This is a genomic window from Pseudomonas sp. AP19 (assembly GCF_001728855.1).
Classification (GTDB): domain Bacteria; phylum Pseudomonadota; class Gammaproteobacteria; order Pseudomonadales; family Pseudomonadaceae; genus Aquipseudomonas; species Aquipseudomonas fluorescens.
This window is the reverse complement of sequence record NZ_LXJP01000011.1, coordinates 10,957-36,150: the sequence shown is the minus strand read 5'-3', so window position 1 is coordinate 36,150 and position 25,194 is coordinate 10,957. Positions and strand designations below refer to the sequence as shown.

The 25,194-nt window shown below is 60.7% G+C and carries 21 protein-coding genes and 2 pseudogenes; 8 read left to right on the top strand and 15 right to left on the bottom strand.

The genetic code is table 11. The features are described from left to right. Positions 1-74: 74 nt before the first annotated feature. The 4 genes from A7D21_RS34295 to A7D21_RS10625 all read right to left on the bottom strand — a co-directional run bounded on the left by A7D21_RS34295 (position 75) and on the right by A7D21_RS10625 (position 4,547). Positions 75-452 (bottom strand): hypothetical protein, encoded by a 378-nt coding sequence (locus tag A7D21_RS34295; protein ID WP_141718215.1) that lies wholly within the window; start codon positions 450-452, stop codon positions 75-77. An 83-nt stretch (positions 453-535) separates the two neighbouring features. Next, positions 536-1,834 (bottom strand): sensor histidine kinase KdpD, encoded by a 1,299-nt coding sequence (locus A7D21_RS10635; RefSeq protein WP_069551678.1) that lies wholly within the window; start codon positions 1,832-1,834, stop codon positions 536-538. Next, the gene (locus tag A7D21_RS10630) at positions 1,824-2,522 is read right to left on the bottom strand and encodes a response regulator transcription factor (RefSeq protein ID WP_069551677.1); all 699 of its coding nucleotides are present in this window, start codon (positions 2,520-2,522) and stop codon (positions 1,824-1,826) included. Before A7D21_RS10630 ends, A7D21_RS10635 begins: the two co-directional genes overlap by 11 nt. 75 nt (positions 2,523-2,597) lie before the next feature. Next, complete coding sequence (locus tag A7D21_RS10625) at positions 2,598-4,547, bottom strand: LTA synthase family protein (protein WP_069551676.1); 1,950 nt, start codon at positions 4,545-4,547, stop codon at positions 2,598-2,600. A gap of 201 nt (positions 4,548-4,748) precedes the next feature. Here A7D21_RS10625 and colR point away from each other — a divergent pair, with 201 nt between their 5' ends. The 5 genes and pseudogenes from colR (at position 4,749) to A7D21_RS10600 (ending at position 8,520) form a co-directional block, all read left to right on the top strand. Further along, entirely contained in the window at positions 4,749-5,432 is a 684-nt protein-coding gene (gene colR / locus A7D21_RS10620) for a two-component system response regulator ColR (RefSeq protein WP_016975511.1), read from the top strand. Beyond that, positions 5,422-6,702, top strand: a complete 1,281-nt coding sequence (locus tag A7D21_RS10615) for a HAMP domain-containing sensor histidine kinase (protein WP_053257812.1) — start codon at positions 5,422-5,424, stop codon at positions 6,700-6,702. Before colR ends, A7D21_RS10615 begins: the two co-directional genes overlap by 11 nt. Positions 6,703-6,891: 189 nt before the next feature. Then, a complete protein-coding gene (locus A7D21_RS10610) occupies positions 6,892-7,572 on the top strand; it encodes a class I SAM-dependent methyltransferase (RefSeq protein ID WP_053257811.1) in 681 nt (226 codons plus the stop codon). 4 nt (positions 7,573-7,576) lie between these two features. Further along, positions 7,577-8,296 (top strand): annotated as a pseudogene (locus A7D21_RS10605) (lipopolysaccharide kinase InaA family protein). Beyond that, on the top strand, positions 8,293-8,520 hold the full coding sequence (locus A7D21_RS10600) for a hypothetical protein (RefSeq protein ID WP_053257809.1): 228 nt from the start codon (positions 8,293-8,295) through the stop codon (positions 8,518-8,520). Before A7D21_RS10605 ends, A7D21_RS10600 begins: the two are co-directional and overlap by 4 nt. A gap of 140 nt (positions 8,521-8,660) precedes the next feature. On the opposite strand, the gene A7D21_RS10595 is transcribed toward A7D21_RS10600, so the two are convergent. Genes A7D21_RS10595 through A7D21_RS10585 form a run of 3 tightly spaced genes read right to left on the bottom strand, consistent with a single transcriptional unit; the run spans position 8,661 to position 12,296 of the window. Beyond that, entirely contained in the window at positions 8,661-9,758 is a 1,098-nt protein-coding gene (locus A7D21_RS10595) for a DUF1513 domain-containing protein (RefSeq protein ID WP_053257808.1), read from the bottom strand. A 2-nt stretch (positions 9,759-9,760) separates the two neighbouring features. Further along, positions 9,761-10,825, bottom strand: a complete 1,065-nt coding sequence (locus A7D21_RS10590; RefSeq protein ID WP_053257807.1) for an imelysin family protein — start codon at positions 10,823-10,825, stop codon at positions 9,761-9,763. Between the two features lie 31 nt (positions 10,826-10,856). After that, a complete protein-coding gene (locus A7D21_RS10585) occupies positions 10,857-12,296 on the bottom strand; it encodes a di-heme oxidoredictase family protein (protein WP_069551675.1) in 1,440 nt (479 codons plus the stop codon). A 139-nt stretch (positions 12,297-12,435) separates the two neighbouring features. Between A7D21_RS10585 and A7D21_RS10580 the strand changes: the two genes are divergently transcribed. After that, positions 12,436-12,999: an NAD(P)H nitroreductase gene (locus tag A7D21_RS10580; RefSeq protein WP_069551674.1), complete on the top strand. Its 564-nt coding sequence runs from the start codon at positions 12,436-12,438 to the stop codon at positions 12,997-12,999. Between the two features lie 139 nt (positions 13,000-13,138). Here A7D21_RS10580 and A7D21_RS36615 read toward each other — a convergent pair whose 3' ends face one another. The 8 genes and pseudogenes from A7D21_RS36615 to gap form a co-directional block, all read right to left on the bottom strand. After that, positions 13,139-13,894, bottom strand: a complete 756-nt coding sequence (locus A7D21_RS36615; protein WP_371850820.1) for a methyl-accepting chemotaxis protein — start codon at positions 13,892-13,894, stop codon at positions 13,139-13,141. Between the two features lie 102 nt (positions 13,895-13,996). Further along, positions 13,997-15,136: pseudogene (locus tag A7D21_RS36610) on the bottom strand (HAMP domain-containing protein); the annotation flags it as partial. Positions 15,137-15,416: 280 nt separating this feature from the next. Then, positions 15,417-15,818, bottom strand: a complete 402-nt coding sequence (locus tag A7D21_RS10570; protein WP_053257803.1) for a YbaN family protein — start codon at positions 15,816-15,818, stop codon at positions 15,417-15,419. A gap of 94 nt (positions 15,819-15,912) precedes the next feature. Continuing rightward, a complete protein-coding gene (locus tag A7D21_RS10565) occupies positions 15,913-16,521 on the bottom strand; it encodes a biliverdin-producing heme oxygenase (RefSeq protein WP_053257802.1) in 609 nt (202 codons plus the stop codon). Positions 16,522-16,659: 138 nt separating this feature from the next. Continuing rightward, positions 16,660-19,224: a TonB-dependent receptor gene (locus A7D21_RS10560; protein WP_069551672.1), complete on the bottom strand. Its 2,565-nt coding sequence runs from the start codon at positions 19,222-19,224 to the stop codon at positions 16,660-16,662. Positions 19,225-19,340: 116 nt separating this feature from the next. Continuing rightward, positions 19,341-20,309 (bottom strand): FecR domain-containing protein, encoded by a 969-nt coding sequence (locus A7D21_RS10555; protein WP_069551671.1) that lies wholly within the window; start codon positions 20,307-20,309, stop codon positions 19,341-19,343. A 74-nt stretch (positions 20,310-20,383) separates the two neighbouring features. Then, positions 20,384-20,902, bottom strand: a complete 519-nt coding sequence (locus tag A7D21_RS10550; RefSeq protein ID WP_053257799.1) for an RNA polymerase sigma factor — start codon at positions 20,900-20,902, stop codon at positions 20,384-20,386. 221 nt (positions 20,903-21,123) lie between these two features. Next, positions 21,124-22,125, bottom strand: a complete 1,002-nt coding sequence (gene gap, locus A7D21_RS10545) for a type I glyceraldehyde-3-phosphate dehydrogenase (protein WP_053257798.1) — start codon at positions 22,123-22,125, stop codon at positions 21,124-21,126. 221 nt (positions 22,126-22,346) lie between these two features. Between gap and edd the strand changes: the two genes are divergently transcribed. Then, positions 22,347-24,173: a phosphogluconate dehydratase gene (edd, locus tag A7D21_RS10540; RefSeq protein WP_069551670.1), complete on the top strand. Its 1,827-nt coding sequence runs from the start codon at positions 22,347-22,349 to the stop codon at positions 24,171-24,173. Then, complete coding sequence (locus A7D21_RS10535) at positions 24,170-25,126, top strand: glucokinase (protein WP_053257796.1); 957 nt, start codon at positions 24,170-24,172, stop codon at positions 25,124-25,126. The genes edd and A7D21_RS10535 overlap by 4 nt, the downstream gene beginning before the upstream one ends. Positions 25,127-25,194 lie beyond the last annotated feature (68 nt).

Sequence of the window (25,194 nt, the reverse complement as noted above, 5' to 3'; positions counted from 1 at the left end):
AGCCTTACCCGGCTAATAAAAAACCCCGCCTGCAGCGATGCAGGCGGGGTTTTTTTATGGGGCTTGAGGATGGATCAGCCGAGGGTGCGTCGTCGCAACAGCTTTCTGAAGGTCATTCCCCGCGCCAGGGTCAGTTGGGCAGTCGGCATAAGTGCCAGGGGTTGCGGTGCAGCAACTTCGTCGAGTGGGCGAGGGACAGGCAGGTGCGCGAGTTTTTCAGCGGCGGTGGGCCTGGGCCGCCTCCCAGGCCGAGGCGTGACGACCAACCCCTGCGGTGTTGGCGGACGTGCCGTCGTTGCGGGGTGATCGCCTGCGTGTTTGTCTTCGAACCGGGACGATGGCGAGTCGGTAACCGCCAGGCGCGAGGCCGACGCATGGTCGGGCAAGAGTGTGCCGGTAACGATGCACAGCGACAGCACCAACGTGGACAAATGCTTCTTACGGGGATGCATGAAAGAGCTCTCCAACCTGGGATTCAGGTGGCGAGGTTACGAGCAATCCGAAGGCTTCACTGTCACAGGCTGTAACACGCAGGTTACAGCGGCCTCAGCGGCAGAATAAGGCTCAGGCGTGCGCCGCCCAAAGGGCTGCGCGATACCGACAATTCACCGTGGTGCCACTGGGTCGCGCGTTTGGCCAGTGCCAGGCCAAGGCCGGAGCCCGTGGGCTCATCGCCCCCCAAGGCAAGGCGCACGAAGGGCTCGAAGATCTTGTCGCGGTTCTCCGCCAATACCCCGGGGCCATCATCATCCACATGCAGCACCAGGTGCTGTTGACCGTGGTAAGTGGCACTGACGCACACTTGATCGCGTGCGTAGGTGATGGCATTGCTTAACAGGTTGCGCACGATAAGGTGCAACAGGGCACGGTCGCCGATCAGCTCAAGGTGGGCGGGCTCGGTTTCCAGGCTCAACCGGCGATGGTGCCCGTCGAGCAAGGCAAACTCCTGGTGCAGCCAGTCACGCAGGTTGATTGGCTCATGTTGCAGGTCGGTCGGTGCACCTGCCAGGCGCGCAAAGGCGAGGCTGGCGCGAACCAGGGCTTCGAGCTCTTCGACATCGGTGAGCAAGCGTTCCTGAAGGCGTGTACGGGTGAGCGGGTCTTCGCTTTTACCCAGAAGCGTCAAGGCAAAACGCATGCGCGCCAATGGCGTACGCAGTTCGTGGGACACGGCCTGGGAGACTTCACGGTGGCGCTCGTTCATGGCGCTGATGTCCCGCGCGTGCTGTTGCAAGGTCATCAGCAACGGCGTCCATTCCTTGCCCATGGCAGGCAACATCACATTCGGGGTACGTGCCAGCGTGCCAAGGCAGGTCTTGAGGGTGTTCAGGTCGGTGCGGCGACGGCGGTGCAGGCGTAAACCGATCCCGAGTAGCAGTAGCACCGGCAGGCCTGCTACAGCGGCGGTGATCCAGTAAACCGGGAATTTGAGCAGATCCTTGACCTCGGCACTGCCCCACATTGGGCCGAATTGAATGATGGTGTCGTCATCCAGCGGGAAGTAGCTGATGTCTTCGTCGCTGCTCAGTGCCGGTTGTTGATGCTCCAGCATGACCAACGCTTCCGGCGGCAATTCGACCTCGTCCAGCGAGATCAGATTCACCGGGTACTGGAAGTGCGCGCGCAGGATGTCCATGCGCGCTTCACGTTGGTCGGCCGGCACGGCTTTGAGCTGTTCGGCCACCAGGTAGGCCGGCCCGGCCATCAGGCGCAAAAAGCTGTCTTCGCCGACAAACACCGAGGCGTTGGCGCACAGCCACAACAGATAAAACGTCAAACTCGCCCAGCCCGTGCCCGCCACGGCCACCATCCAGGGCCGCACCTTAGTCAACATGTCGGGCCTCCTGGGCACTTTCGACGAACAGATAGCCCTGGGCCGTGATGGTCTGGATAGTCACCGGGCATTCCAGGCTCATCAGCTTTTTACGCAAGCGCGACACACGCATGTCGATGGAACGGTTGAGCCCGTCGTATTCCAGGCCGCGCAGGCTCTGCAGGAGTTTTTCCCGCGTCAGCAATACCCCGCAATGGCGCGCGAAAATCGCCAGCAATTCGAACTCGGCAACCGAGAACTGCAAAGGGGTCTCATCGAGCCAGGCGAAATGGCTGTTGAGGTCCAGCCGAAAGGTGCCCCACTGGTAATGAGCGCGCGGGGCTTGAGGGTGGCGACGCAGCAACGAGCGGATTCTGGCCAGCAACAGCAGCGGGTCGACCGGCTTGACCACATAGTCATCCGCGCCGACGTTGAAGCCGGTCAGTTGCTCGGCGTTTTCATCCAGCGCGGTCATCATCAGGATGAGCCCCGGGTACTGATCGCGAATCTGTCGGCACAAGGTGAACCCGTCGATGCCCGGCAACATCACATCGAGGATCAGCAGCGCCGGTTGTTCGTCAAGAATGCGCTGTGCAGCGCGATCGCCACGGTGCTCAACCGCTACGGTAAAGCCTTCGGCACGCAGGAATTCGGCCGTCAGTGCAGCCAGTGGGCGGTCGTCTTCAATCAGCAGCAGGGTGTCGGACATGAAAGGGCGCCATCGCCGGAGAATGGACGCAAGTGTTACGCCCTTGCCATGGGGAGGCAAGGGCTCACGAGGGGGTCAGCGCACGCTGATGGCAGGCGCTGCGTCCTTGGGCGCTTTCCAGCTCAAAAGTTGCTGTGTGAAACCATAACTGGCGGCCTGGTAGTAAGTAATTGCGCGCTGGATCAATGGATCATCCGTGCCCACACGTAACTCCTGGCTCTCGCCCAGGGCCTGATCGTGGCGACGCAGGCCTTGGCGCGGGCTGAGGATTGCCAGGTCCTTGCCATCAAACAACCCCAGGTGCTGATAGTTGCCGACCACCACGCGCGGTGGCAGCGGGCTGTCTTGCAACAGGTTACGGCCGAAGAAGGTGGATTCGTAGCTCAGGTTGATCAACCCCAGCAACGTGGGGGCCAAGTCGATCTGGCTGGCCAGTTGCGCGGTTTCCCGAGCCTCGATCAGCTTCGGTGCGTAGATGAACAGCGGGATCTGGTAGTTGGCGATAGGCAAGTCTTCCTTGCCTGCGCTGCCGGCGGTGTGATCGGCGACGAACACGAAAATCGTGTTATCAAACCACGGCTTCTGGCGGGCCGCGTCGAGGAACTCACCGATGGCGTGGTCGGTGTATTTCACCGCGCCGTCACGGCCGTTGCCGGACTTGATATCGATGCGGCCTTCCGGATAGGTATAAGGGCGATGGTTGGACGTGGTCATCAGTTGCAGCAGGAAGGGCTGCTGCCTGGCATAGTCGGCATCGGCCAGTTTCAGGGTTTGCCGGTAGAGGTCTTCATCGGCCATGCCCCAGGCATTTTTGAACGAGATTTCCGATTCCGCCACGCTGCTCTGGTCCACGACCCGATAACCGTTGCCGCTGAAAAACGCGTTCATATTGTCGAAGTAACCGCGTCCGCCGTAGACAAAGACACTGTCGTAACCGATGGCCCCGAGTTGTTGGCCAAGGCTGGCGAAACCGCTCTCACGGCCGATGCGCTTGACGATTGAACGGCCGGGCGTCGGTGGAATGGCCAGGGTGATCGCCTCCAGGCCACGGTCCGTGCGGGTGCCGGTGGCATAGAAGTTATTGAAGTACAGGCTGTGTCTACGCAACATATCGAGGTTGGGGGTGAGGTTACGGTCGTCGCCATTGCTGCCCATGTATTTGGCGCTGAAGCTTTCGATGGTCACCAGCACGATGTTGGGTTTGCGCAACGTGCCGGGGTTGGTGATTGCGCGGCGGATGTCCAGCGGGTCGGTGCCGACGAAGCGCGCATTCGGCTCGCTGAGTTCAGCCCGCAATTGCTTGGCGACCACCTCGGTGGGCAGGCTTTTATAGAACTGGGTGTAATCCAGCTCGTTGTTACGGAACGCGGCAAAAAACTGATACGGGCCGTTGCTCGCCAGTTCATTCTTGTAAGCATTGCCACCCGAGGCGCGTGGGCTGTCCTGACTGATCAATTGCACGCAGAGACCGGCAACCACCAGCAGGCCCAGGGCATTCAACACGCGCCCACGCAGGGGCGGCAGAGGCGCGCTCATTGCGCTGTTGAACGGCTTGCGCAAGGCCAGGCTCAGTACAATCGCGAGCATCGCCAACAGGCTGAGCAGCTTGCCGATCGGGTAAGACTCCAGCAGGTTGTTCATCACCTCATTGGAATACACCAGGTAATCGACGGCGATAAAGTTGAAGCGTACGCCGAACTCATCCCAGAACAGCCACTCGGCCACTGACGTAAACAGCATGGCGAACAGGCTGACGGTCAGCACCGCCTGCAGGAACCAGCGATGGCCACGGCGGCGCCACAGCGCGGGCGGGCAGAGCAGCAGATACAGGCCCAGCGGCAAAGCGGCATAGGCCAGGAACGCGAGGTCATACAGCAAGCCGACGCCAAACACCGGTAGCAGGTTGCCACCGACTTCATCCAAATGCGTGATCAGCAGCACACTGCGCGTCAGTAGGAAAATCACCAGCCATGCGCCGGTTACGAGCAGCAGAAAGCGCATCGGCGCGGTGTTTAAAAACCCCATGTCCATATTCCTTATATCAATGGACGCCGATATTCGACCTGCCACTGTAGCCGGTGTGTGAAGCTATAGTGAAAAACTTGTTGGTTTGTACAATTGGTTGAAAACCTATATCGACGTAGCGTCCAGGTCTATCCCTGAGCCGCGCTTGGCCTTAAGCTGCGCGAGCCAACACGGCCGTTACCGCGTACGGAGACACTGCCCATGCGAATTTTATTGGTTGAAGACAACCGCGATATTCTGGCCAATCTGGCCGATTACCTGGGGCTAAAAGGCTATACCGTAGACTGTGCGCAGGATGGTTTGTCGGGCCTGCATCTGGCCGCCACCGAACATTACGACCTCATCGTGCTCGACATCATGCTGCCTGGCATCGATGGCTACACCTTGTGCAAACGCCTGCGAGAAGACGCTCGCCGCGATACGCCGGTGATTATGCTCACCGCGCGCGACCAGTTGGATGACCGGCTGCAGGGCTTTAAATCCGGCGCCGATGATTACCTGCTCAAACCGTTTGCCCTATCGGAATTGGCCGCGCGCATCGAAGCGGTTCTGCGCCGTGCCCAAGGCGGCGGGCGTCGCGCGCTGCAAGTGGCCGACCTGCATTACGATCTTGATACCCTGGAAGTGACCCGCGAAGGGCGCCTGCTCAAGCTCAACCCGGTGGGCCTGAAACTGCTCGCGGTGCTGATGCAAAAGAGCCCGCACGTGTTGCGTCGAGAAATTCTCGAAGAAGCCCTGTGGGGCGACGACTGCCCGGACAGCGACAGCCTGCGCAGCCACGTTCACCAATTGCGCCAAGTGATCGATAAACCCTTCGCAAAGCCGTTGCTGCAAACCGTGCACGGTGTGGGTTATCGCCTGGCCGAGGGGCGTGATGGAGTTTAAGCAAAGCCTCGCCCAACGGATCATCATCGCCTTTGCCTTGATGAGCGCACTGGTGGCGGGGGCGTTCGCCATGGGCATCGTTGCAACCGTGCACCTGGTGGAAGAAAAACTGATTTCGGCCGGCCTGGGCGGTGACCTGCAGCGCCTGTTGCTGATGGACAGTGTCGAGGACTGGAGCCATCGCCCAGAGCCGGATCAACTGTTCTATTTCAGCGGTGGGCCCGGGGATTTCGAACTGCCCAAGGATCTGCGCCATCTGGAACCCGGCTTTCATGAGGTGTTTCGCGAGTCGCTGTCGTACCACGCCATGGTCGAAGTGGTCGATGGTCGGCGCTATGTGCTGCTGCAAGACCAGAGCGATTTCGAAGAGCGCGAGCGCGTCCTGTTCGCCGTCGTGCTGGTGGGTTTTGTACTCAGCCTGGCGCTGGCGGTATTCCTTGGTTGGGTGCTTGCCCGCAAGGTGATGGCGCCCGTGGTGCGTTTGGCGCGCCAGGTTCGTCATCGTGACCAGTTGCTGGGGCTGGCACCGCCCCTGGCGCCGGATTACGCCGCCGATGAAGTCGGTGAGCTGGCGGTGGCCTTCGACGCGACGCTGGGGCGGTTGCGGCAGGCATTGTCCCGTGAGCAACTGTTTACCAGCGATGTCAGCCACGAATTGCGCACCCCGCTGATGGTGTTGGCCAGTTCGTGTGAACTGCTGTTGGAAAACCCCGCCATTGATCAGCGCGGCCGCAATCAGGTGCTGCGCATTGCCCGAGCCTGCGAAGAAATGCGCGAGCTGGTGCAAACCTTCCTGATGCTGGCCCGTGCCAAACACGATGATGCGGCCATGTCGCCCCAGGTCAACCTGACCCAGGTCGCCGAAGATTTGCTCGGCATCTGGCGCGAGCCCATCGAGCACAAAGGCCTCGAATTGATCTACCTGCCGGGCAATCCGCTGGATACCCGCTACAACACCACCTTCTTGCATGCGGTGATGGGCAACCTGCTGCGCAACGCGTTGCACTACACCGAACGGGGCTTTATCCGCCTCACACTCGAACCCAGTGGCTTTGTGGTGGAAGACTCCGGCGTGGGCATTCCTGAAGACAAGCGTGAAGCGATGTTCGAGCCTTTTGTGCGCGGCAGTGAAAAGCGCGGTGAAGGCCTGGGGTTAGGCTTGTCGCTGGTGCAACGCATCTGCGAGAGCCAGGGCTGGAGCGTCAGCCTGAGCACCATGGAGCCCCATGGCTGCCGCTTTCAGGTCCAATTGAGCCCGGTCAAACCCTAAGCCCCCCGCCTGCCGCTATCCTGCGGCAGCTACCCCGCTTTTCGGCGAAGATGGCCCCATGCCACTGATTGTGTCTGTAAAGTCTTGAAATGTATGGGGCTGGACAGGACAAGTTTTTCACAACGGGTTGACCTGATAGTCACACTTCGCTGCTTAAGGTTGTCGGCATCAGCTACTGGAGATCCGTTGATGTCTACCCCGATCAAGCTCGATTTTTCTGAAAAGTACGACGATCAGCACGCGCAGGAATATTTGCTCAAACATCAGGACAATCTGGCTCGCCGGTTGTCCCACAAACGCGACGAGCAATTGGCGCGCGGCGCGTTGGCCATGGCCGGCGAGCCAGGCCTGGTGTTGGACCTGCCCTGCGGGGCTGGACGTTTCTGGCCGTTACTGGCGGAAAAGCCCAACCGGGTGATTATCGGGGCCGACAATTCGGCGTCGATGTTGAACGTCGCCACCATCGCCCAACCGGCGGAAGTGGTGAAACGGGTACGGCCTTTGCAGACTTCTGCGTTCGATATTGATTTACCGGATAATTCAGTCGACAGTATTTTCTGTATGCGCTTGCTGCACCATATCGGTGACGCGGCGCACAGACTGGCAATATTGAAGGAATTTCAACGCGTTACCCGCGACAGCGTGATCGTTTCGCTGTGGGTAGATGGCAATTTCAAGGCCTGGAAACGCAAGCGCCTCGAAGCGAAACGTCGCGAGAAAGGTGAGCAGGAAGGTTATCAAAACCGGTTTGTGTTACCGGCTGCTACTGTTGAGGCAGAGTTTGAGCAGGCCGGTTTCCGGGTTCAGGAGTCCCTGGACTTCATGCCGCTCTACGCCATGTGGCGAGTATATGTATTGCGTAAGAGGTAACAGGATGGCAGTTGAGTGCGTATCAGGCAGTCACGTAGCTCCCGAAGAGCGATTTGATTATTTCTGGCGCCAACGGGGCGAGTGGGTCGAGGAACCCAATCGTCGACGTGGGGGGGAAAGTGGCGTGCAACGGGTGATCAGCGCTAACGGCCGCTTGCTCTACAGCAAGCGCCAGACCGGGCATATCTACCGCAGTTGGCTCCACCCGTTTGGTCGCCCGACCGTGTTGCGCGAGCGCGATGCCCTGATGGGCCTGCGCTCGTTGGATGTGCGTGTTCCGGAACTGGTGTTTTGCGGCGCGCGCCGTGACCCGGAGCACCAGTGGAAGGCGCTGTTGGTGACTGCGTCATTGGACGGTTTCGACGAGATCGAAAACTGGTACGCCGCCGGTGGCCGCGAGCAGTACGGCGAGTTGGTCCACGAGCGCGTGCTCAAAGAGTTGGCGGGCACCCTGGCGAGAATGCACAAGGGCCGCTGGCAGCATGGCTGCCTGTACATCAAACACATCTTTGTACGGGTAACCGGCTAGGGCGACTCGGCCAATGTGGAAGTGGCGCTGCTGGATTTCGAAAAGTGCCGCCAGCGTTTGACCGCTTATCGGGCGGCGTCCCATGACATGCTGCAACTGCGGCGCCATTCGTCGTGGAGCAGTACCGACTGGGAAAAACTCAGCTACTTTTACGAGACGGCGTTTGGCAGCGCTATCAAGGGTTTAACCAGATGAAGCTAGAAATAGCACGAGGTTTGTTCCTGGTCGGCGCGTTGGGCATTGCAGCCCTGGCGCTGGCTGCGTGGGAACAACCTCGCACACAAGTGCTGAGCGCGGTGCAGGGTAGCGGGCAATGTCTGTTACCACGTGTTGCCAAGGCCAGTGTGGCGGTCAAGCCTGATCATGATTTGCTGTTATTCATGTTCGGGATGTCCCAAGGGATGAGACCGCAGAGTTGAATACATCACAGCCAACGTAAAAGGCCCCGCACTGCGGGGCCTTTTACGTTGTAGCAGCTGCAGACAGGTGCCGAGGAGCCTGCGCGTTACTGTTCCAGATCGTTTAAAAATCGGCGCCAGGAACGCTGCCATGACGGCGATCAGATCAGGTGCAGATGGTTATCCCAAAGCCCGGCCGGCAATTCCAGCGGCGTGGCGACCAACTGCTGCTGGCGGCAATCGTAGAAGCGGCAGCGCCCCTGGCCTGACGTGACAACGAACCCATCCGCCACCGCGCCCACGCCTGCACAGTCCGGCAAAGGCCCATCCAGACGCAGCTCGCCGCTGTCCATGTCCCAGATAAAAAAGCGGTTGCCCCGTGGCGCTGTCAACGCGACCAGGCGCAGTTCGCTGTGCACTGCGACACTCGCGGTGTAGTGCCCCATCGCCTGCAATTGCTCATCGGCCACCGGGAACGCCACGAACGGCTGCCCCGGACGCTTGATCGCGAGCAACTCGGAACGCTCCTGGGACGGCCCCATGAACTGCTGCCCGGTGAGGATGGTGCCATCGCTGGCAATCCCCATGTGCCGCACGCTGTTCATCTGCTGGCCGAGGGTTTCCTTGCTGATCAGGCTGCCGTCGCGGCGCATCAACACCAGGCTCGGCTCCATGGCGTTGAGGTTCATCTCCACACGGCTTTCGGCTTCGGTACGAATGCCGCCGTTGGCCACCACCAGGGTTTCGCCGTCGGGCATCCATGACACCTGATGCGGGCCGATACCGTGGGTGGAAATTTCGCCGCTGTGGACCAGTCGCTCACCTTCGAACGTGTACACGCCCAGCAGGCCGCGGCCCGGATCGGAGGTGTCGTTCTCGGTTGCGTACAGCCAGTTGCCGCTTTTGTGAATGACCGCATGGCCATAAAAGTGCCGATGGGCATTCGACGTGATGGTTTGCAGCAGCGCGCCATCACGCAGGTCGATCAGGTAACTTTCGGTGCCCGGGCGACGGGCGACGAACAGTGCAATCGACAGCGTCGGGTGGTTGATGATGTCGTGGCAGCGCTGGCCGACCTGAGTGGCAAACACCTGCTTGCCGTCCAGGCGATAGCCTACGGCGTAGTGCCTGCCGTCCGCATCATCGCGCGCCGACAGCAGCAGCGGGCCTTTGTCCTTTTGCCTGAACAGCGTCCAGCCACCCAACGTGATCGCACTGAGCAGCACGCTGCCCACCGCCAAAGCCTGTCGCCTGAGCATCATCAGTCACCGTCGTTGGCGTTAAAGCCCAGTTGGATGCCCAGCGCTTTGGCCAACTCGCCTTCATGCAGGCGGTGGACGACGTTGAGGCTGTCATAGATCGCGTCGAGCTGCTGGCGCCCGGCATCGTCGGCCAACAGTTCATTGAGGGTGCGCGGGTTGCCGGCGAACAGTTTCAGCGACGCGGCATAGGCGGCGTCGATCTTGTCGGCCAACGGCTTCTGCTCCGACGGCAGCAGGCCACGCAGGCCTTTGTTGTCGACCCCGACCCACACGGTCTGAGCCGCCGCGAGGCTGGCCTGCAGGCTTTGCAGGGAAGACTGGCTGCGCCAGGCATCGGCCTGGAACGGTTGCGCGATGCCCTTGGTCTGGCGACCCATCGGCGTGCCGAGTTTTTTCTTCAGGGTGTCCAGCGCAGTCACTTGCGCGCGCAGCAGGTCGGCGATGGCTTCGTGGGAATCAGCGTAGCGCTGGTTCGGAAATTTGGTCATCTGCGCAAGCATGCCGTCGGTGCTGTTCCAACTGGCCAGGATCTCTTCGGCCAGGGCCTTCTGGCGCTCGCCGATGGCGACCAGCAGCGGGCAGTAGCGGGCTTTCTGGGTTTCGTCGGCGACGTCAGTCCGTGCGTCGTAGAGGATGTATTCGTAGGCCGACAGGCCCTGCACCACGACACTGGACTTGGCCAGGGCGGCGGCATCGATCTGCGGCTGGGCGGTGACCAGTTGCTCAACCTGGCGACCCACCAGGTTTTTCTTGTCCGGCCAGAACTGCACCTGCCACGAACGGTTGCCCTCGGCCAGTGGGCCGATCAGCAGCGGTTGCAACTCGGCCCAGGCCTTTTGCGCGTGGAGAAAGTCGGCACGCGCGGTCTCCAGGCTTTCCTTGCCCTGGCAGTAGGCGAGGGCGCTGACGGCCAGTTGGCGGTCAGCTTCAACCCAGCGGCTGTAGGTCGGCAGGATTACTTGCTTGGCGATGGCCGCCGAAGTCACGGCTTGCGGGTCCTGCGGCGAGCAGGCGCCGAGCGCGAGGGCGGCCAGGCTGGTGAACAACAACTTGGGACGAAACATGTCGAGCTCCCTTCGGTCAATGGGGCAAAGCTTATAGAGAATTCAGGAACGCCAGCAACGCAGCCCGCTGCTCGGCATTAAAGGACAACACATGCTGCTGCGCCGCCTGCGCTTCGCCGCCGTGCCAGAGCACGGCTTCAAGCAGGTTGCGGGCGCGGCCGTCATGCAAAAACTGCGTGTGGCCGCTGACGGTTTGCGTCAGGCCAATGCCCCACAACGGCGGCGTGCGCCAGTCGCGGCCACTGGCCTTGAATTCGCTGCGGTGGTCGGCCAGGCCGTCGCCCATGTCGTGTAACAGCAGGTCGCTGTAGGGGCGAATGATTTGGTTGGCCAGTTCGGGTTCGGCAGCGTTGGCGGCGGTGGTGAACGTCGGCTTATGGCAACCCTGACAACCGGCCTGGTAGAACAGGTTTTTACCGGCCAGCACCTGCGGTGTGTTGACGTCACGGCGTATCGGCACGGCCAGGTTGCGGGTGTAGAACAGCACCAGGCGCAGGATGTTATCGCTGACTTCCGGCTCGCCATCAGGGCCATTGCCGTTAGGGGCCTGCTTGCAGGCGACTTGGGTCTCGGTGCAGTCATCGAAGGGTCTTAGCGACGTGGTGAGGCCCATGTCACCGGAGAACGCGTGAACATTCTGTTGATTGAGGTTGGGTTGCCCGGCTTTCCAGCCAAACCGCCCGAGGACCGTGGTGTGCCGGGCATCATCCCAGACCTGGTTGGCTCGGCCGACGATGGCTTCTTTGTCGGCGGTCTTCGGGTCGGTGTTTTTCAGAATGTCGGCGTCGCTGATTGCTTCGAGCAGGCCCAGGCCGATCATCGGCGGGGCGATTCGCGCCGAGAACAGTGTCTCCGGGTGCATCGGGCCGTAGCCGAGCTGGGTGATTTGCAGGGCGGGCTTGCGCAACTCGACCCGCGTGCCGTCCTTGAATGTCACGTTGACGGGCGTGTAGTCGACCCGCACTTTGCCTTCGGGGACTACGCCCGGCACGGCCATGTCTTGCAGTTGTCCGCCGTACACCGGCTCGGGCACCACGCCGAGCTGTTCAATGAGCTTGGCGTAGGCCGGCAGGTCTGAGCTGGGCGCGGGGATCGACAAGCGCACCAGCATCGACACCGCATTCGGCGCATCGGGCAGCGGCGGGTGACCACGGCCGTCCTTGATATGGCAGTTCTGGCAGGCGTTGGTGTTAAACAGTGGGCCGAGGCCATCGCGTGCGGTGGTGGTAGAGGGCGCAATCACCCAGGGGCTGCGAAAGAAGCTGTTGCCGACGCTGAAATCCAGGCGGCGGCTGGGAGCAAGGTTGGCCGAGGGCAGGGAAAACGCGTTCTGGTCACGCTTGTTCACCGTCGCCGCGCCGCCGGCTCGCGCTTCACCGGGCTGCGCCTTGATGAAGCGTGGGGCGTCATCGCAAGCAGTCAGGCTCAAGGCCAACACTATTGCGGACAGGTGAAGAAGCGAACGGAACATCGAATTTCCTGAACGAAGGCGGAAAATGAGGCCGCAAAGTCTAACAGGGCAAGGCGGATTGAATAAGAGCAATTATCGTTTGGTCGAATCCGATTCATTACCGCTAGAATGGCCGCACATTTTTATCTGGAGGTGGCCAATGCAGGCTCTCGACGCTTTGCTCAACCGTGTTTCCGTGCCGCGTTTGCTGGAACCGGCACCGACCCAGGCGCAGCGCGATGTGCTGTTCGCCGCCGCCATGCGCGCGCCCGACCATGGCCAACTGCGCCCATGGCGTTTCCTGACCGTGGAAGGCGCGGCCCGTGAGCAAATGGGCACACTGCTGGCCGAAGCCGCGCGACTGCAGGACGCCGACGCGCCGCAAGCCGCCATCGACAAGGCCCAGAACGGCCCATTGCGCGCCCCGCTGGTCGTTGTGGTGATTGCCCGCTTGCAAGACCACTTCAAAGTGCCGAAGTCCGAACAGTTGCTGGCAGCTGCCTGTGCGGCCCACGGCATTCTGTTGGCGGCGTACGCTCAGGGGATTGGTGCGGTGTGGCGCACCGGCGAGTTGTCCTACTCGGCCCATGTGGCCAAAGGCCTGGGGCTGACGGCGGATGAGGAAGTGATTGGCTTTCTCTACCTGGGCACCCCACAGAACCCGCCGCGCACAGCGCCGAAAGAAGACCTGACGCCGTTTGTTACAGCCTGGACGGGTCTGTAAGAAAGCGCAGATCTGCTTTATGTGGGAGCGGGCTTGTTCGCGAATGCGGTGTGACAGTCACTGGATGTATTGACTGATCCACCGCATTCGCGAGCAAGCCCGCTCCCACATTTGCTCATCATCATTTTCAAGTCAGGCGTTACACCTTGAACTGATCCATCAACTTCATCTGCTGGCTGGCTAACGCGTTCAGTTGGCTGCTGATGGCCGCTGACTCGGTGGCCTGGCTGGTGAGGGTTTCGGTCACGGTGCGGATTGCCGATACGTTGCGATTGACCTCTTCGGCCACCGCGCTCTGTTGTTCGGCGGCGCTGGCGATTTGCAGGTTCATGTCGCTGATCACCGTCACCGCATCGCTGATCTTGCCTAATGCCTGCACAGCTTGATGGATCTGCCCGGCGTTGCTTTGGGCCTGGTGCTGGCTGGAATGCATGGTCGCCACCACGCCGCGCGTTCCGCTCTGAATGCGTTCGATCACCAGGCGAATTTCCTCCACCGAATCCTGGGTACGTTTGGCCAGGTTGCGCACTTCGTCGGCCACTACCGCAAAGCCACGTCCGCTTTCCCCGGCGCGCGCGGCTTCGATGGCGGCGTTGAGTGCCAGCAGGTTGGTCTGCTCGGCAATGCTGCGAATCACTTCCAGCACCGAGCCGATCTGCTCGCTGTTCACCGCCAGGGCCTCGACTTCGCTCACGGCTTTGCTGACTTCGTCGGCGAGGGTGGTGATATCACGGGTGCTCTGTTCAATGATCGACATGCCTTCACGCGCCGACTGATCGGCCCCACGCGCCGCGCTGGCGGCGTTGGAGGCGCTGTTGGCCACATCGTGGGCGGTGGCGCTCATTTCATTGGAGGCGGTGGCGACCTGATCGATTTCGCGGAACTGCACCTGCATGCCTTCGCTGGTCTGGCGCGCGATGGCCGAAGACTGATCAGCCGTGCCACGTGCTTCGGTGATGCTTTGCTTGATCTGCGCGATAGTCGGCTGCAGCTTGTCGAGGAAACGGTTGAACCAGTTTGCCAGCTCGCCCAATTCGTCTTTCTTGGCATAGCTCAGGCGCTGGGTGAGGTCACCTTCGCCGCTGGCGATGTTCTTGAGCATGGCGGCGACGGTATTGATTGGGCGGGTCACGCCGGTGGCGGTCAGCCAGATCAAAAGCAAGCCGAGCAACGCGGCGGCCGCGCCGACCAGCAGGGCTTTGAGCGTGGAGGCGTTTTGGGCCTTGTCGAGTATCCCTTGCAGTTTCAGTGCATCGGCCAGCATCACGTCTTTGGGCAGCTTGATGACCACCCCCCAGGATTTTGCATCGGCAATCGGTTTTACCGGGTACACGGCGCGGATCGTGTCGTCCTGTTCGCGGATCGTGCGCGTGTCACTGGCCAGCAATTGCACGATGTCTTTGCCTTCGGCGCCAAGGGTGTCGATCAGGTTTTTGCCGACCTTGTCCGGTTGGCCGCTGAACGCTGCAATCAAGCCGGTGCTGGACAGAATCTCCAGGTGTGCGGCGCCGTCGAACAGTTCTTTTTGTGCTGCGTCCGTCGTAGCTTGCAGGGTGTTGAGGGCGATATCGATGCCGATCACACCGATGACTTTGCTGTCGACGATCAACGGCAGTGAGATAGTGGTCATCAGCACCTGCTTGCCGGCCACTTCATCGGAATACGGGTCAAGCAGACAAACGTTGCGCGTGTCACGTGGGCAGGTGTACCAGATGTTGTAGGGCGTACCGCTGAGGTTGAGGCTGGTCTTGTTCAGGTCGTCTTCGACCATCACCGTGTTCAGGCCTTCGCCGCCAGCGCGGCTCCAGTAGCTGGAGAAGCGGCCTTTTTCATTGGAGACGCGGGCTTTATCGTCGACAAACTCGCTGTCCTTGCCGTCCAGACCGTTGGGTTCAAATGACAGCCAAATACCGAGCACCTTGCTGTTGCGCTCGAACGCGGTTTTCAGGCTTTGGTTGAGCTCCTCACGCACCGCACCCGGTTCCAGCGAGCGTTTGCTGGCGAGGGTGCGCAGGTCCTTGACCTGATCGGCGAGTGCGGTGACCACCACCAGATTTTCGCCAAAGGTTTTCTGCAATTGCAAGGCTTGCTCGGCGGCCTTGGCTTGCAACAGATGTTGCACACTTTGGGTGAGCATTCGCGAGCTTGAGTCGCTGATCAACTGATCATTTTGGTTGGTTTCGTACAGGTTGATGCTGATGATCAGCGCAATCACCCCCAACAGGCAAAGGCCGGACAGCAGCACAATTTTCAGGCGGATGGAGAGGGTGTCGAACATAGGTTCACTCGCGAATGGACTTGTCAGGATGCAAACAGGGCGAGCCAAGTCCATTTGGCGCTATGTCCGGAACATCGGCGCATCAAGATGTTTCATGAGGGAAAGGTGATGAGCGGTCGGTAAAACACTAAACGCCACGTTATACGGGCGTTGCGAGCCGTTCCGGGCGTGACCAGATCCACAGGTTACCGAGGCCCATACCGGCAATTGCCAGGTAGATCGGCCAGCCGTGATCGAGCATCACCAGCATCAAGCCGGCACATGCCAACATGCTCAGCGTGGCGCTGACTTTGGCCCTGCGCGCGATGATCTTGCCGTTGCGCCAGTTGAACAGGATCGGCCCGAACAGCCGGTGGTTTTCCAGCCAGGCACTCAAGCGCGGCGAGCTTTTGGTCGCGGCCCAGGCGGCAAGCAGGATGAATTCAGTGGTGGGCAAACCCGGTATGACAATCGCCACCAGCCCAATGCCCAGGCTGACGTAGGCCAGCAGGCCGAAGAGGAGCTGCGCGATTTTTGAGGTGGATTGAGTTTTGCCGGTCATGGGTTGGGTGATCACAGAAGTCAGTATGAAATGAGATTCAACGGTGGGAGCGAGCAAGCCCGCTCCCACCGTTGATTGCATTTCAATTCGAGTGTTACGCCAGTTCAGGGGCCGTAGCGTACGCCTGTTCCAGTAATACGGTGAAGCGCACAAACGCGTCGATCGCACCTTTTTCGACCGCGGCTTCTTCTTCGGCGCTGAACGCCAGGCCATCGAGGGTGCGGGTAAAACGCTTCCAGCCTTCGGCGCGACCACCGGCCGGCTCGCCGAGGTGGCGGGCCCCGAAGGTCTCGCTGAGGCCCAGGCCCACAGCGCGCTTGATCAAGAACGCAGCGCCCAGCTTGGAACCTTCGGACACGAACAGCCAACCCAGAGCCTCGGCCTTGCTCGGGTTTTTCACGGCGCCGGCAACCGGTGCGGGCACTTCGGTGTCGAGGTCACCGAGGTCCAGCCTGGCGGCGTCGGCACGGCAGCGCTCGGCCAGGTCCGGGACGATCTTGATCAATTCGGGGTCGTTGTACAGGGCTACCAGTTCTGATTGGAACAGGTATTGGGCGACCACGAAGCGGGCGAAGTTGGCTTGGGTTTCGAATGGAGCGTGGGCTTTGACCAGCGCATCGAGCTGGGTATGCGGCGCGTGAGTGATTTGGTTCAGGCGCTGGGAGCGCAGGCCTGGGCGTTCTGCGGTAGGGGAAGCGGTCATCGAAAAAAGTCCTTGAGAAGCGTTGCGCCTGGGTGCTCTAAAGAGAGCGGTTATCAACTAGACGAACAAGAAGACGCGGCACAGTAAAAAATCCTCACCTCGCCGCTGATTAATCGTGGCGAGGTAAGGTGGGGATTGTCAGATGTCCCAGATCAGGTTGATCGCAAAGTTGCGCCCGGGCTGGGTCAAGCGGTCGAGGTTGGCCGGTGCTGTAACCCCGGCTTCGCCGACGCCGTCGTAGCTGCGCACGTCATCCCAGTTCCAGTATTTCTTGTCGGTGAGGTTGTAGAGGCCGCCGTTGATAGTCACGTCGTTGGTGACTTTGTAGTAGCCGGTCAGGTCGACGATGCCGAAGCCAGGTGTTTTGAAGGGGGCACTGGTGCTGCCATCAGGCGCGTGGAAGGTGGTGCTGTCGACCCGATTCTGTTTCTTCACCAACGTCCAGCTGACCAGCGCGCCATATTGCGTTTGCTCGTAGCCCAGGCCGAATACGCCTTTAAGCGGGTTGACGCTGTTGAGCAGCTCGCCGTTGTCGTCGTTGCGGCCATAGGTGTAACCAACCGAGCCTTGGGTGTAGAGGCCTTGCGGTGCGCCGAAGGCGTCGAGGTTCAATCGACCTTTGGCTTCAATGCCCTTGATGGTGGCGTGCTTGATGTTGTTGGCTTCGAACTGTTGCACGGTGCCGCCGGCAACCGAGGCGTCCTCGTCGATGAAGTCGCGGTACTTGTTGTAAAACACAGCGATATCGAACGAACCTTCGTCGAAGTTGCCACGAATCCCGGTTTCCACGCCTTTACTGCTCTCAGGCTTGAGGTTCGGGTTGGGCTCGACGGTGTAGCCTTCATTCAAGTTTTCAAAGCGGCCATACAAGGCTTTGGCCGACGGTGTGCGGAAGCCTTCGGCGTATTGGCCGAACCAGGTGTAGTGATCGGTCAGCGCGTAGGTCAGGCCGAATTTAGGGGTGACACGGTGCCAGGTTTTTTCCGCATTGCTGTGATCGTAGATCCGGTTAGGGTCGACGGTGTTGAGGAATTCCTGGGTCAGCTTGGGTTTGAGCTGGGTGTAGTCGTAGCGCAGGGCGGGCAGGAAGGTCCATTTGTTCCAGGTGATTTGATCCTGCACAAACAGCGAGTAGGTATTGATGGTCGGGTCCGGGAAGTCGCTGGACTTTTTCACGCTGTCGCCGGCTGAGGGGCTGGGCGCGCCGATGGCCGTGCAACCGCCGCCAATGGCCAGGCAGCTGGCGGCGCCTTCGCGGGAGCCGGTGACTTTCTGCTGTTTCAAGGTGGTGCCGTACGTCATCTGATGATCGGTTTCGCCGAGGCTGAACGCCTTGTCCAACTGTGCGTCGAACACCCATTGTTTTTCTTCGTACAGGGTTTCGCGGGTGCGCAATACACGGCGCGATGGCTGGTAGATTTCGGCGGTGGTCTGGTCGGTCTTGGCGATCTGGTAGTTGAGACGGGTCTTGATGTGATCGGCAATCGGCGAGTCGAGGGCGAAGCGGTTTTCGATACCAAAGCGCTCACGGGTGATGGTGTCGTTGCCCGAGCGGGCGCGGTAGAAGTTGAAGCCTCGCCCGCCGGTGAACGGTCCGCCTACCGCGTTCTTCAAGTTGACGTCGCGATCATCCTTGAACTTCTCATACGTCAGGCCCAGGCGATTGTCATCGCCATAATTCCAGCCCAGCTTGGCCAGGACATTGGTGGTGCGTGCATCCTCAGGGTTGGCGCCGGTGCGCGCCAGGCCGGTGGCGTTGTTGCCGTCATAGGATTCCATTTCATGGCCATTGCGCTGGCTCAGGTGCAGTAAACCGTCGACGTCCTGCACGCGGCCGGCGACGGTGCCGGAGGTCAGCCAACTGTCGTCGGCGGAGCTGTAGCCGGTTTTCAGGCGGGCGCCGACGTCCTGGCCGGGCTTGATGATGTCGTCCGGGTCGAGGGTGAAGTAACTCACTGCGCCGCCGATGGCGCTGCTGCCGTACAGGGCCGAGGCCGGGCCACGCAGAATTTCCACGCGCTTGACGATTTCCGGGTCGACGTAGTTGCGGCGTGTCTTGGCATAAGGGCCGTTGAAGAAATTGTCCGGCACTTCCACACCGTCTACCTGAGTGAGGATGCGGTCGCCGTCGATGCCGCGAATGTTGTAGCCCGCGTTGCTGGCGCGGGTGCCCGCGCCACCGACTGATACGTTGGGCTCGTAGCGCACCAGTTCACGGAGGGTGTTCACGTTCTGGCGGTCCAGCGCCTGGCGATCCTGAACAGTGACGGTGCTTGGCACGCTGCTGACGTCCTGCTCGTTACGGGTGGCGCTGATGGTCACCTGTTGCAGGTTGAGCACGCTGCCCGCCGCACGTTTCTCCAGGACGATGCTGTTATTGCCCAGTTTGCGATAGCTCAGGTTGGTCCCCACCAACAGCCGGTCCAGGGCTTTTTCCGGCGACAGTGCCCCGCGCACGCCGGGGGATGACACGCCCTGGCCCAACGCCGCGGGCAGGCCGATTTGCCAGCCGGTTACCGCGGTAAAGGCATTCAATGCCGAAACCAGCGGTTGTTGCTCAATGCTGAAACTGTATTGGCCGTGACTGCGCGCGGCAGGTTCGGCGGCGGTGGCGGCCATGGCCGGCGCACTGGCCAGCAGGATGGCAGCGGTCAGCAGGGACAGGACGGGCGAAGAGGACCGGCGGTTGAAACGAGAGTACATCGAGAGCGCTCCGGAGATACGAATCTTATAGTTGCGAACCGAACCAAATAGGAATCAGTTGCATTGGCTATAACGAGACGTACCGCCGGTGGCTATCGAGTAAAAATAATTCTCATTTAGTTCAGGATCACCAACGCCGGGTATTCCGAAAGCTTGGCCGAGGTGATGTGCGCCAGCGAGCGCACCACGTCGAGGGGCTGATCGAGGCGGTAGTTGCCGGTGACGGCGGTGCTTGCGAGCTTGTCGTTGTTGTTGACGATCCAGCCCGGGTAGTAACGGCGCAGCTCGGCGAGCACTTCGCTCATCGGGCAGTTTTCGAACACCAGCCGGCCCTGGACCCAGGCCAGCTCCTTGCTGGCATCCAGCTTGGCGGGTTGGCCAAAGCCCTTCGGGCCGATACGGATGCTCTCGCCTGCGCTCAGGCGAACGCGGGCATCATCGAAGGTGTTGCTCAGGTCGACATCACCGCGCTGCACCTGCACCTGGGCCTCGCCGTTGAGATAGCGCACGGCGAAGTCGGTGTCGCGCACGTGGGCACGCACGGGGCCTGCGTCAATCTCCAACGGCAGGCCGCGGTTGGGCGTCACTTCAAAAAACGCCTCGCCCTGGTAAAGGCGGGCGACGCGCTGCTGGTCCTTGATGCTGCTGGAGAATGCCGAGTTGGTGTTCAGCAGCACTTTGGAGCCATCGTCCAACTGCAGACGCTGGCGTTCGCCAACCACCGTGAGGTGGTCGGCTTGCAGGCGAACAGGCAGGTTGCTGAAGCTGAACAGGCCGATCAGCAGCACGGCAGCGGTGGCTATCGGTTTCCAATGGGGTTTGATCCGGCGCCAGGCCGTCGGCTTGCGCGGCGCGGCCAGCGCCACAGCGGCGCTGTACACCGGCGCACCACCCCAGGCGGCCTGGGCCTTGCTGAAGGCGTGCGGGTGCGCCGGGTCGCTGGCCAGCCACGCGTCGAATTCGGCGCGCTGCCCGGGTTGCGGGCATTGCAAGGCGATCAGCCAGTCGAGGGCCTGGCCCATAGCCGTGTCTTGCAACACCTCATGAGCCAGCTCATGGGGACGCAGTTTATTCGGGGCCGTCACGGTGTTCCTCGGGTCTTCGCCACGTTCTATTCATTTTTCCTGCAGCCTGGATCGACAGTTCTGTCGGGTGAAGCTTAAGGCTGATCCAGACGTTCGGCCACACCTACACAGATGGCCATGATCAATTTCAGTTCCTTTTGCACGGTGCTCAAGGACACTTGCAACTGATCGGCAATCTCCTGATAGCTGCAACCGTGCAGGCGGCTGAGGATGAAAATCTGTTGTTGGCGGGCGCTCAACTGGCCGAGGCTGACGCTCAAGTGTTCGAGCAGTTGCTCCGCCTGCGTCGCGTCTTCGGGGGTGCTGATCGGGGCGGCGACGCTTTGCAGCACGTCCAGCGGGACATCTTCCTGCAGCGTGCGCGCCTGGATTCTGCGCGAGCGCAGATGATCCAACGCAAGGTTGCGCGCGGTTTGATAGACGAAGGGTTCGAGGTGGTCGATCGGCCGCTCACTGAGGGCGCGGGTCACACGCAGGTAGGTTTCCTGCAACAGGTCTTCGGCGGTGCTGGGGTTATTCACCATCCGCTGCAACGTGCGTAGCAGAATCACCCGTTGGGTGAGAAAGACTTGGTTGAAGCGAGATTGGCTCACAGTGATACCAGACCGATAGGCGGTTAATGATAATGCTTATCATCAAGGCGAATGGCAAGTGGCTATTGCTGTGAAGCCGCACCGATCAAATAGGGGAAGGGTTTTTTGTGGGAGGCGGGCTTGCCCGCGATGCAGGCACCTGGGTATTTCAGTCAAACCGAGGTGATGCTATCGCAGGCAAGCCAGCTCCCGCAGAAGCCAGCTGCCACACAGGCCGAGCCTTACTCGGCGTTGCAGAGCGCCAGGCAGTTATCCAGCATACGGTTGGAGAAGCCCCATTCGTTGTCATACCAGGCCAGCACTTTCAGCAATTTGCCGCTGACTTTGGTGTGATTGGCATCGAAGATCGACGACAGCGGGTTATGGTTGAAATCGCTGGAAACCAGCGGCAGCGTGTTGTAACCGAGAATTTTCGAGTGCTGGCTGGCTTCTTTGAGCAGGGCGTTGACTTGCTCGGCCGTGGCGTCTTTTTTCAATTGCACGGTGAGGTCCACCAGGGACACGTTGATCACCGGCACACGCACCGCCATCCCGGTCAGTTTGCCGGCGAGTTCCGGCAGCACCAGGCCTACCGCTTCAGCGGCGCCGGTTTTGCTCGGGATCATGTTCTGGGTCGCCGAGCGCGCACGGTACGGGTCGGTGTGGTAGACGTCGGTCAGGTTCTGGTCGTTGGTGTAGGCGTGAATGGTGGTCATCAGGCCGCTTTCAATACCCAGCTCGCGGTGCAGCACCTGGGCGACCGGCGCCAGGCAGTTGGTGGTGCACGACGCGTTGGAGATGATCTGGTGGGATTGACGCAAAATGTCATGGTTCACACCGTAAACCACGGTGGCATCGGCGCCTTTGGCCGGGGCCGAGATGATCACCTTGCGCGCGCCGGCGGTAATATGGGCGGCAGCCTTGTCACGGTCGGTAAACAGACCGGTGCATTCGAACACTACGTCGATCTTGTGCGCAGCCCATGGCAGCTCGGCCGGGTTGCGAATGGCGCTGACGGCAATCCGGTCACCATTGACGGTCAGGCTTTCCTGATCGTGGGCGACCTCTGCTTCGAAAGTGCCATGCACGGTGTCGTATTTGAGCAGGTGGGCGTTGATCGAGCTGTCGCCCAAATCGTTGATGGCGACGATCTGCAAATCCTGGCGATAGCCTTGGGTATACAGTGCGCGCAGGACATTACGGCCGATACGGCCAAAACCATTGATTGCGATACGAAGAGTCATTGGAAAGTGCCTGTCGTCGATTTGTTGTAAGAATTACAAGATTATTCGCATAAAAATAGAAAACAAGCCTTTTTAGTGGCAATATTTTGTTCAATCTACAACGAGTGACCTGAATCAACTGGTCCGATGATTCAAACGACACCCGGCCATCCCATGCGCTGCGGGCGTTTGATCAGCATAGGAACGCAGGTCGCCACATCCGTTAGCCTGGAGTTCTACACATGCATCCCCGCGTTATTGAGGTCACCGAACGGCTTATCGCCCGCAGTCGTGCAACCCGCGAGGCTTACCTTGCGCTCATTCGCGGCGCCGCCAGCGACGGCCCGATGCGCGGTAAGCTGCAATGCGCCAACTTTGCCCACGGCGTCGCCGGCTGCGGCACTGAAGATAAAAATAGTCTGCGCATGATGAATGCCGCCAACGTGGCAATTGTTTCTTCATATAACGACATGCTCTCGGCGCATCAGCCGTACGAACACTTCCCTGAACAAATCAAAAAAGCCCTGCGCGAAGTCGGTTCGGTCGGCCAGTTCGCCGGAGGCACGCCCGCCATGTGCGATGGCGTGACCCAAGGTGAGCCCGGCATGGAGCTGAGCCTGCTGAGCCGTGAAGTCATCGCGATGTCCACGGCGGTAGCGTTGTCCCACAACATGTTCGACGCGGCGCTGATGCTGGGCATCTGCGACAAGATCGTGCCGGGCCTGATGATGGGCGCGTTGCGCTACGGTCACCTGCCGATGATCTTCGTACCGGGCGGCCCGATGCCGTCGGGCATTTCCAACAAGCAGAAGGCCGATGTGCGCCAGCGCTATGCCGAAGGCAAGGCCAGCCGCGAAGAACTGCTGGAATCGGAGATGAAGTCCTACCACAGCCCCGGCACCTGCACCTTCTACGGCACCGCCAACACCAACCAATTGCTGATGGAAGTCATGGGCCTGCACTTGCCGGGCGCCTCGTTCGTCAACCCGTACACGCCGCTGCGTGATGCGCTGACCCGCGAAGCCGCGCACCAGGTCACCCGCCTGACCAAGGCCAACGGCAGCTTCACGCCGATCGGCGAGATCGTCGACGAGAAATCCATCGTCAACTCCATCGTGGCGCTCAATGCCACCGGCGGTTCCACCAACCACACCCTGCACATGCCGGCGATCGCCATGTCGGCAGGCATCATCCTCACCTGGCAGGACATGGCCGACCTCTCCGAGGTGGTACCGACCCTGTCCCACGTGTATCCAAACGGCAAAGCCGACATCAACCACTTCCAGGCAGCGGGCGGCATGTCGTTCCTGATCCGCGAACTGCTCGAAGCCGGTTTGCTGCACGAAGATGTCAACACCGTGGCCGGCAAGGGCCTGAGCCGTTACACCCAGGAACCGTTCCTGGTCGATGGCGAGCTGATCTGGCGCGACGGCCCGATCGAAAGTCTCGACGAAACCATCCTGCGCCCCGTGGCCCGTGCGTTTTCGCCGGAAGGCGGCCTGCGCGTGATGGAAGGCAACCTCGGGCGCGGTGTGATGAAAGTCTCCGCCGTGGCGCCGGAGCACCAGATCGTCGAAGCCCCGGCGGTGGTGTTCCAGGATCAGCAGGATCTGGCCGACGCGTTCAAGGCCGGCCAACTGGAAAAAGACTTTGTCGCGGTGATGCGCTTCCAGGGCCCGCGCTCCAACGGCATGCCGGAACTGCACAAAATGACGCCGTTCCTCGGCGTCTTGCAGGACCGTGGCTTTAAAGTGGCGTTGGTAACAGACGGGCGTATGTCCGGCGCGTCGGGTAAGATCCCCGCCGCGATTCATGTCAACCCCGAAGCCCAGAGCGGCGGGCCGCTGGCACGCGTGCAAGATGGCGATATCATTCGCGTCGATGGCGTGAAGGGCACCCTGGAGCTTAAGGTGGACGCCGAAGAATTTGCAGCGCGCACGCCTGCCACGGGCCTGTTGGGCAATAACGTGGGGGCCGGTCGCGAACTGTTTGCATTTATGCGCATGGCTGCAAGCTCCGCAGAGCAAGGCGCCAGCGCCTTTACCTCTGCCTTGGAGACGCTTAAGTGAAGCTAGCGCTGGTCGGTGATATCGGGGGTACCAACGCCCGTTTTGCGTTGTGGCGGGATCAGGAACTGCATTCGATCCGTGTGCATGCCACTGCGGATCACCAGAGCCCTGAGGAGGCCATCAAGGTCTACCTCAAGGAAGAGGGCCTGGAAAGCGGGGACATCGGCGCGGTGTGCCTGTCGGTCGCCGGGCCGGTGAGTGGCGATGAATTTAAATTCACCAACAATCACTGGCGCCTGAGCAAAACTGCATTTTGCAAAACCTTGCAGGTGGACGAGCTGCTGCTGGTCAATGACTTCACGGCAATGGCCCTGGGCATGACTCGCCTCAAGCCCGACGAATTCCGTGTGGTCTGCGAAGGCACGCCGGAGCCGTTGCGCCCTGCTGTGGTGATCGGCCCGGGCACTGGCCTGGGCGTTGGCACCTTGCTGGATTTTGGTGAAGGTCGCTGGGCAGCGCTGCCGGGGGAGGGCGGTCATGTTGACCTGCCGCTGAGCAGCCCGCGTGAAACCCAGCTGTGGCAGCACATCTACAATGAGATCGGGCATGTCAGCGCCGAAACCGCCTTGAGCGGTGGCGGCCTGCCACGTGTGTACCGCGCCATTTGCGCGGTCGATGGGCACACGCCGGTGCTGGACACCCCGGAAGCCATTACCGCGGCCGGCCTGGCTGGCGAACCGGTGGCCATGGAAGTGTTGAACCAGTTCAGTATCTGGCTCGGCCGGGTGGCGGGTAACAACGTGTTGACCACCGGTGGGCGCGGTGGCGTGTACATCGTGGGCGGGGTGATTCCGCGGTTTGCCGACTTCTTTATCAACAGCGGCTTTGCGAAGAGTTTCCGCGATAAAGGCTGCATGAGTGATTACTTCGACGGTATTCCTGTGTGGCTGGTGACAGCGCCGTATTCCGGGTTGACCGGGGCGGGCGTGGCGCTGGAGCAGGCTTTTGCATAGGTACTGATGGCCTCTTCGCGAGCAAGCCCGCTCCCACATTTTGAAATGCATTCCAAATGTGGGAGCGG

What these genes read in the sequence shown, in the direction of transcription:
- A7D21_RS10625 (WP_069551676.1), bottom strand. Translation starts at nt 4,547, where the DNA reads ATGGGGTTTTTAAACACCGCGCCGATGCGCTTTCTGCTGCTCGTAACC.
- A7D21_RS36615 (WP_371850820.1), bottom strand. Translation starts at nt 13,894, where the DNA reads ATGCAGGTGCAGTTCCGCGAAATCGATCAGGTCGCCACCGCCTCCAAT.
- A7D21_RS10615 (WP_053257812.1), top strand. Translation starts at nt 5,422, where the DNA reads ATGGAGTTTAAGCAAAGCCTCGCCCAACGGATCATCATCGCCTTTGCC.
- A7D21_RS10565 (WP_053257802.1), bottom strand. Translation starts at nt 16,521, where the DNA reads ATGACCGCTTCCCCTACCGCAGAACGCCCAGGCCTGCGCTCCCAGCGC.
- gap (WP_053257798.1), bottom strand. Translation starts at nt 22,125, where the DNA reads ATGACTCTTCGTATCGCAATCAATGGTTTTGGCCGTATCGGCCGTAAT.
- A7D21_RS34295 (WP_141718215.1), bottom strand. Translation starts at nt 452, where the DNA reads ATGCATCCCCGTAAGAAGCATTTGTCCACGTTGGTGCTGTCGCTGTGC.
- A7D21_RS10595 (WP_053257808.1), bottom strand. Translation starts at nt 9,758, where the DNA reads ATGCTCAGGCGACAGGCTTTGGCGGTGGGCAGCGTGCTGCTCAGTGCG.
- colR (WP_016975511.1), top strand. Translation starts at nt 4,749, where the DNA reads ATGCGAATTTTATTGGTTGAAGACAACCGCGATATTCTGGCCAATCTG.
- A7D21_RS10580 (WP_069551674.1), top strand. Translation starts at nt 12,436, where the DNA reads ATGCAGGCTCTCGACGCTTTGCTCAACCGTGTTTCCGTGCCGCGTTTG.
- edd (WP_069551670.1), top strand. Translation starts at nt 22,347, where the DNA reads ATGCATCCCCGCGTTATTGAGGTCACCGAACGGCTTATCGCCCGCAGT.
- A7D21_RS10610 (WP_053257811.1), top strand. Translation starts at nt 6,892, where the DNA reads ATGTCTACCCCGATCAAGCTCGATTTTTCTGAAAAGTACGACGATCAG.
- A7D21_RS10635 (WP_069551678.1), bottom strand. Translation starts at nt 1,834, where the DNA reads ATGTTGACTAAGGTGCGGCCCTGGATGGTGGCCGTGGCGGGCACGGGC.
- A7D21_RS10560 (WP_069551672.1), bottom strand. Translation starts at nt 19,224, where the DNA reads ATGTACTCTCGTTTCAACCGCCGGTCCTCTTCGCCCGTCCTGTCCCTG.
- A7D21_RS10585 (WP_069551675.1), bottom strand. Translation starts at nt 12,296, where the DNA reads ATGTTCCGTTCGCTTCTTCACCTGTCCGCAATAGTGTTGGCCTTGAGC.
- A7D21_RS10630 (WP_069551677.1), bottom strand. Translation starts at nt 2,522, where the DNA reads ATGTCCGACACCCTGCTGCTGATTGAAGACGACCGCCCACTGGCTGCA.
- A7D21_RS10600 (WP_053257809.1), top strand. Translation starts at nt 8,293, where the DNA reads ATGAAGCTAGAAATAGCACGAGGTTTGTTCCTGGTCGGCGCGTTGGGC.
- A7D21_RS10590 (WP_053257807.1), bottom strand. Translation starts at nt 10,825, where the DNA reads ATGTTTCGTCCCAAGTTGTTGTTCACCAGCCTGGCCGCCCTCGCGCTC.
- A7D21_RS10570 (WP_053257803.1), bottom strand. Translation starts at nt 15,818, where the DNA reads ATGACCGGCAAAACTCAATCCACCTCAAAAATCGCGCAGCTCCTCTTC.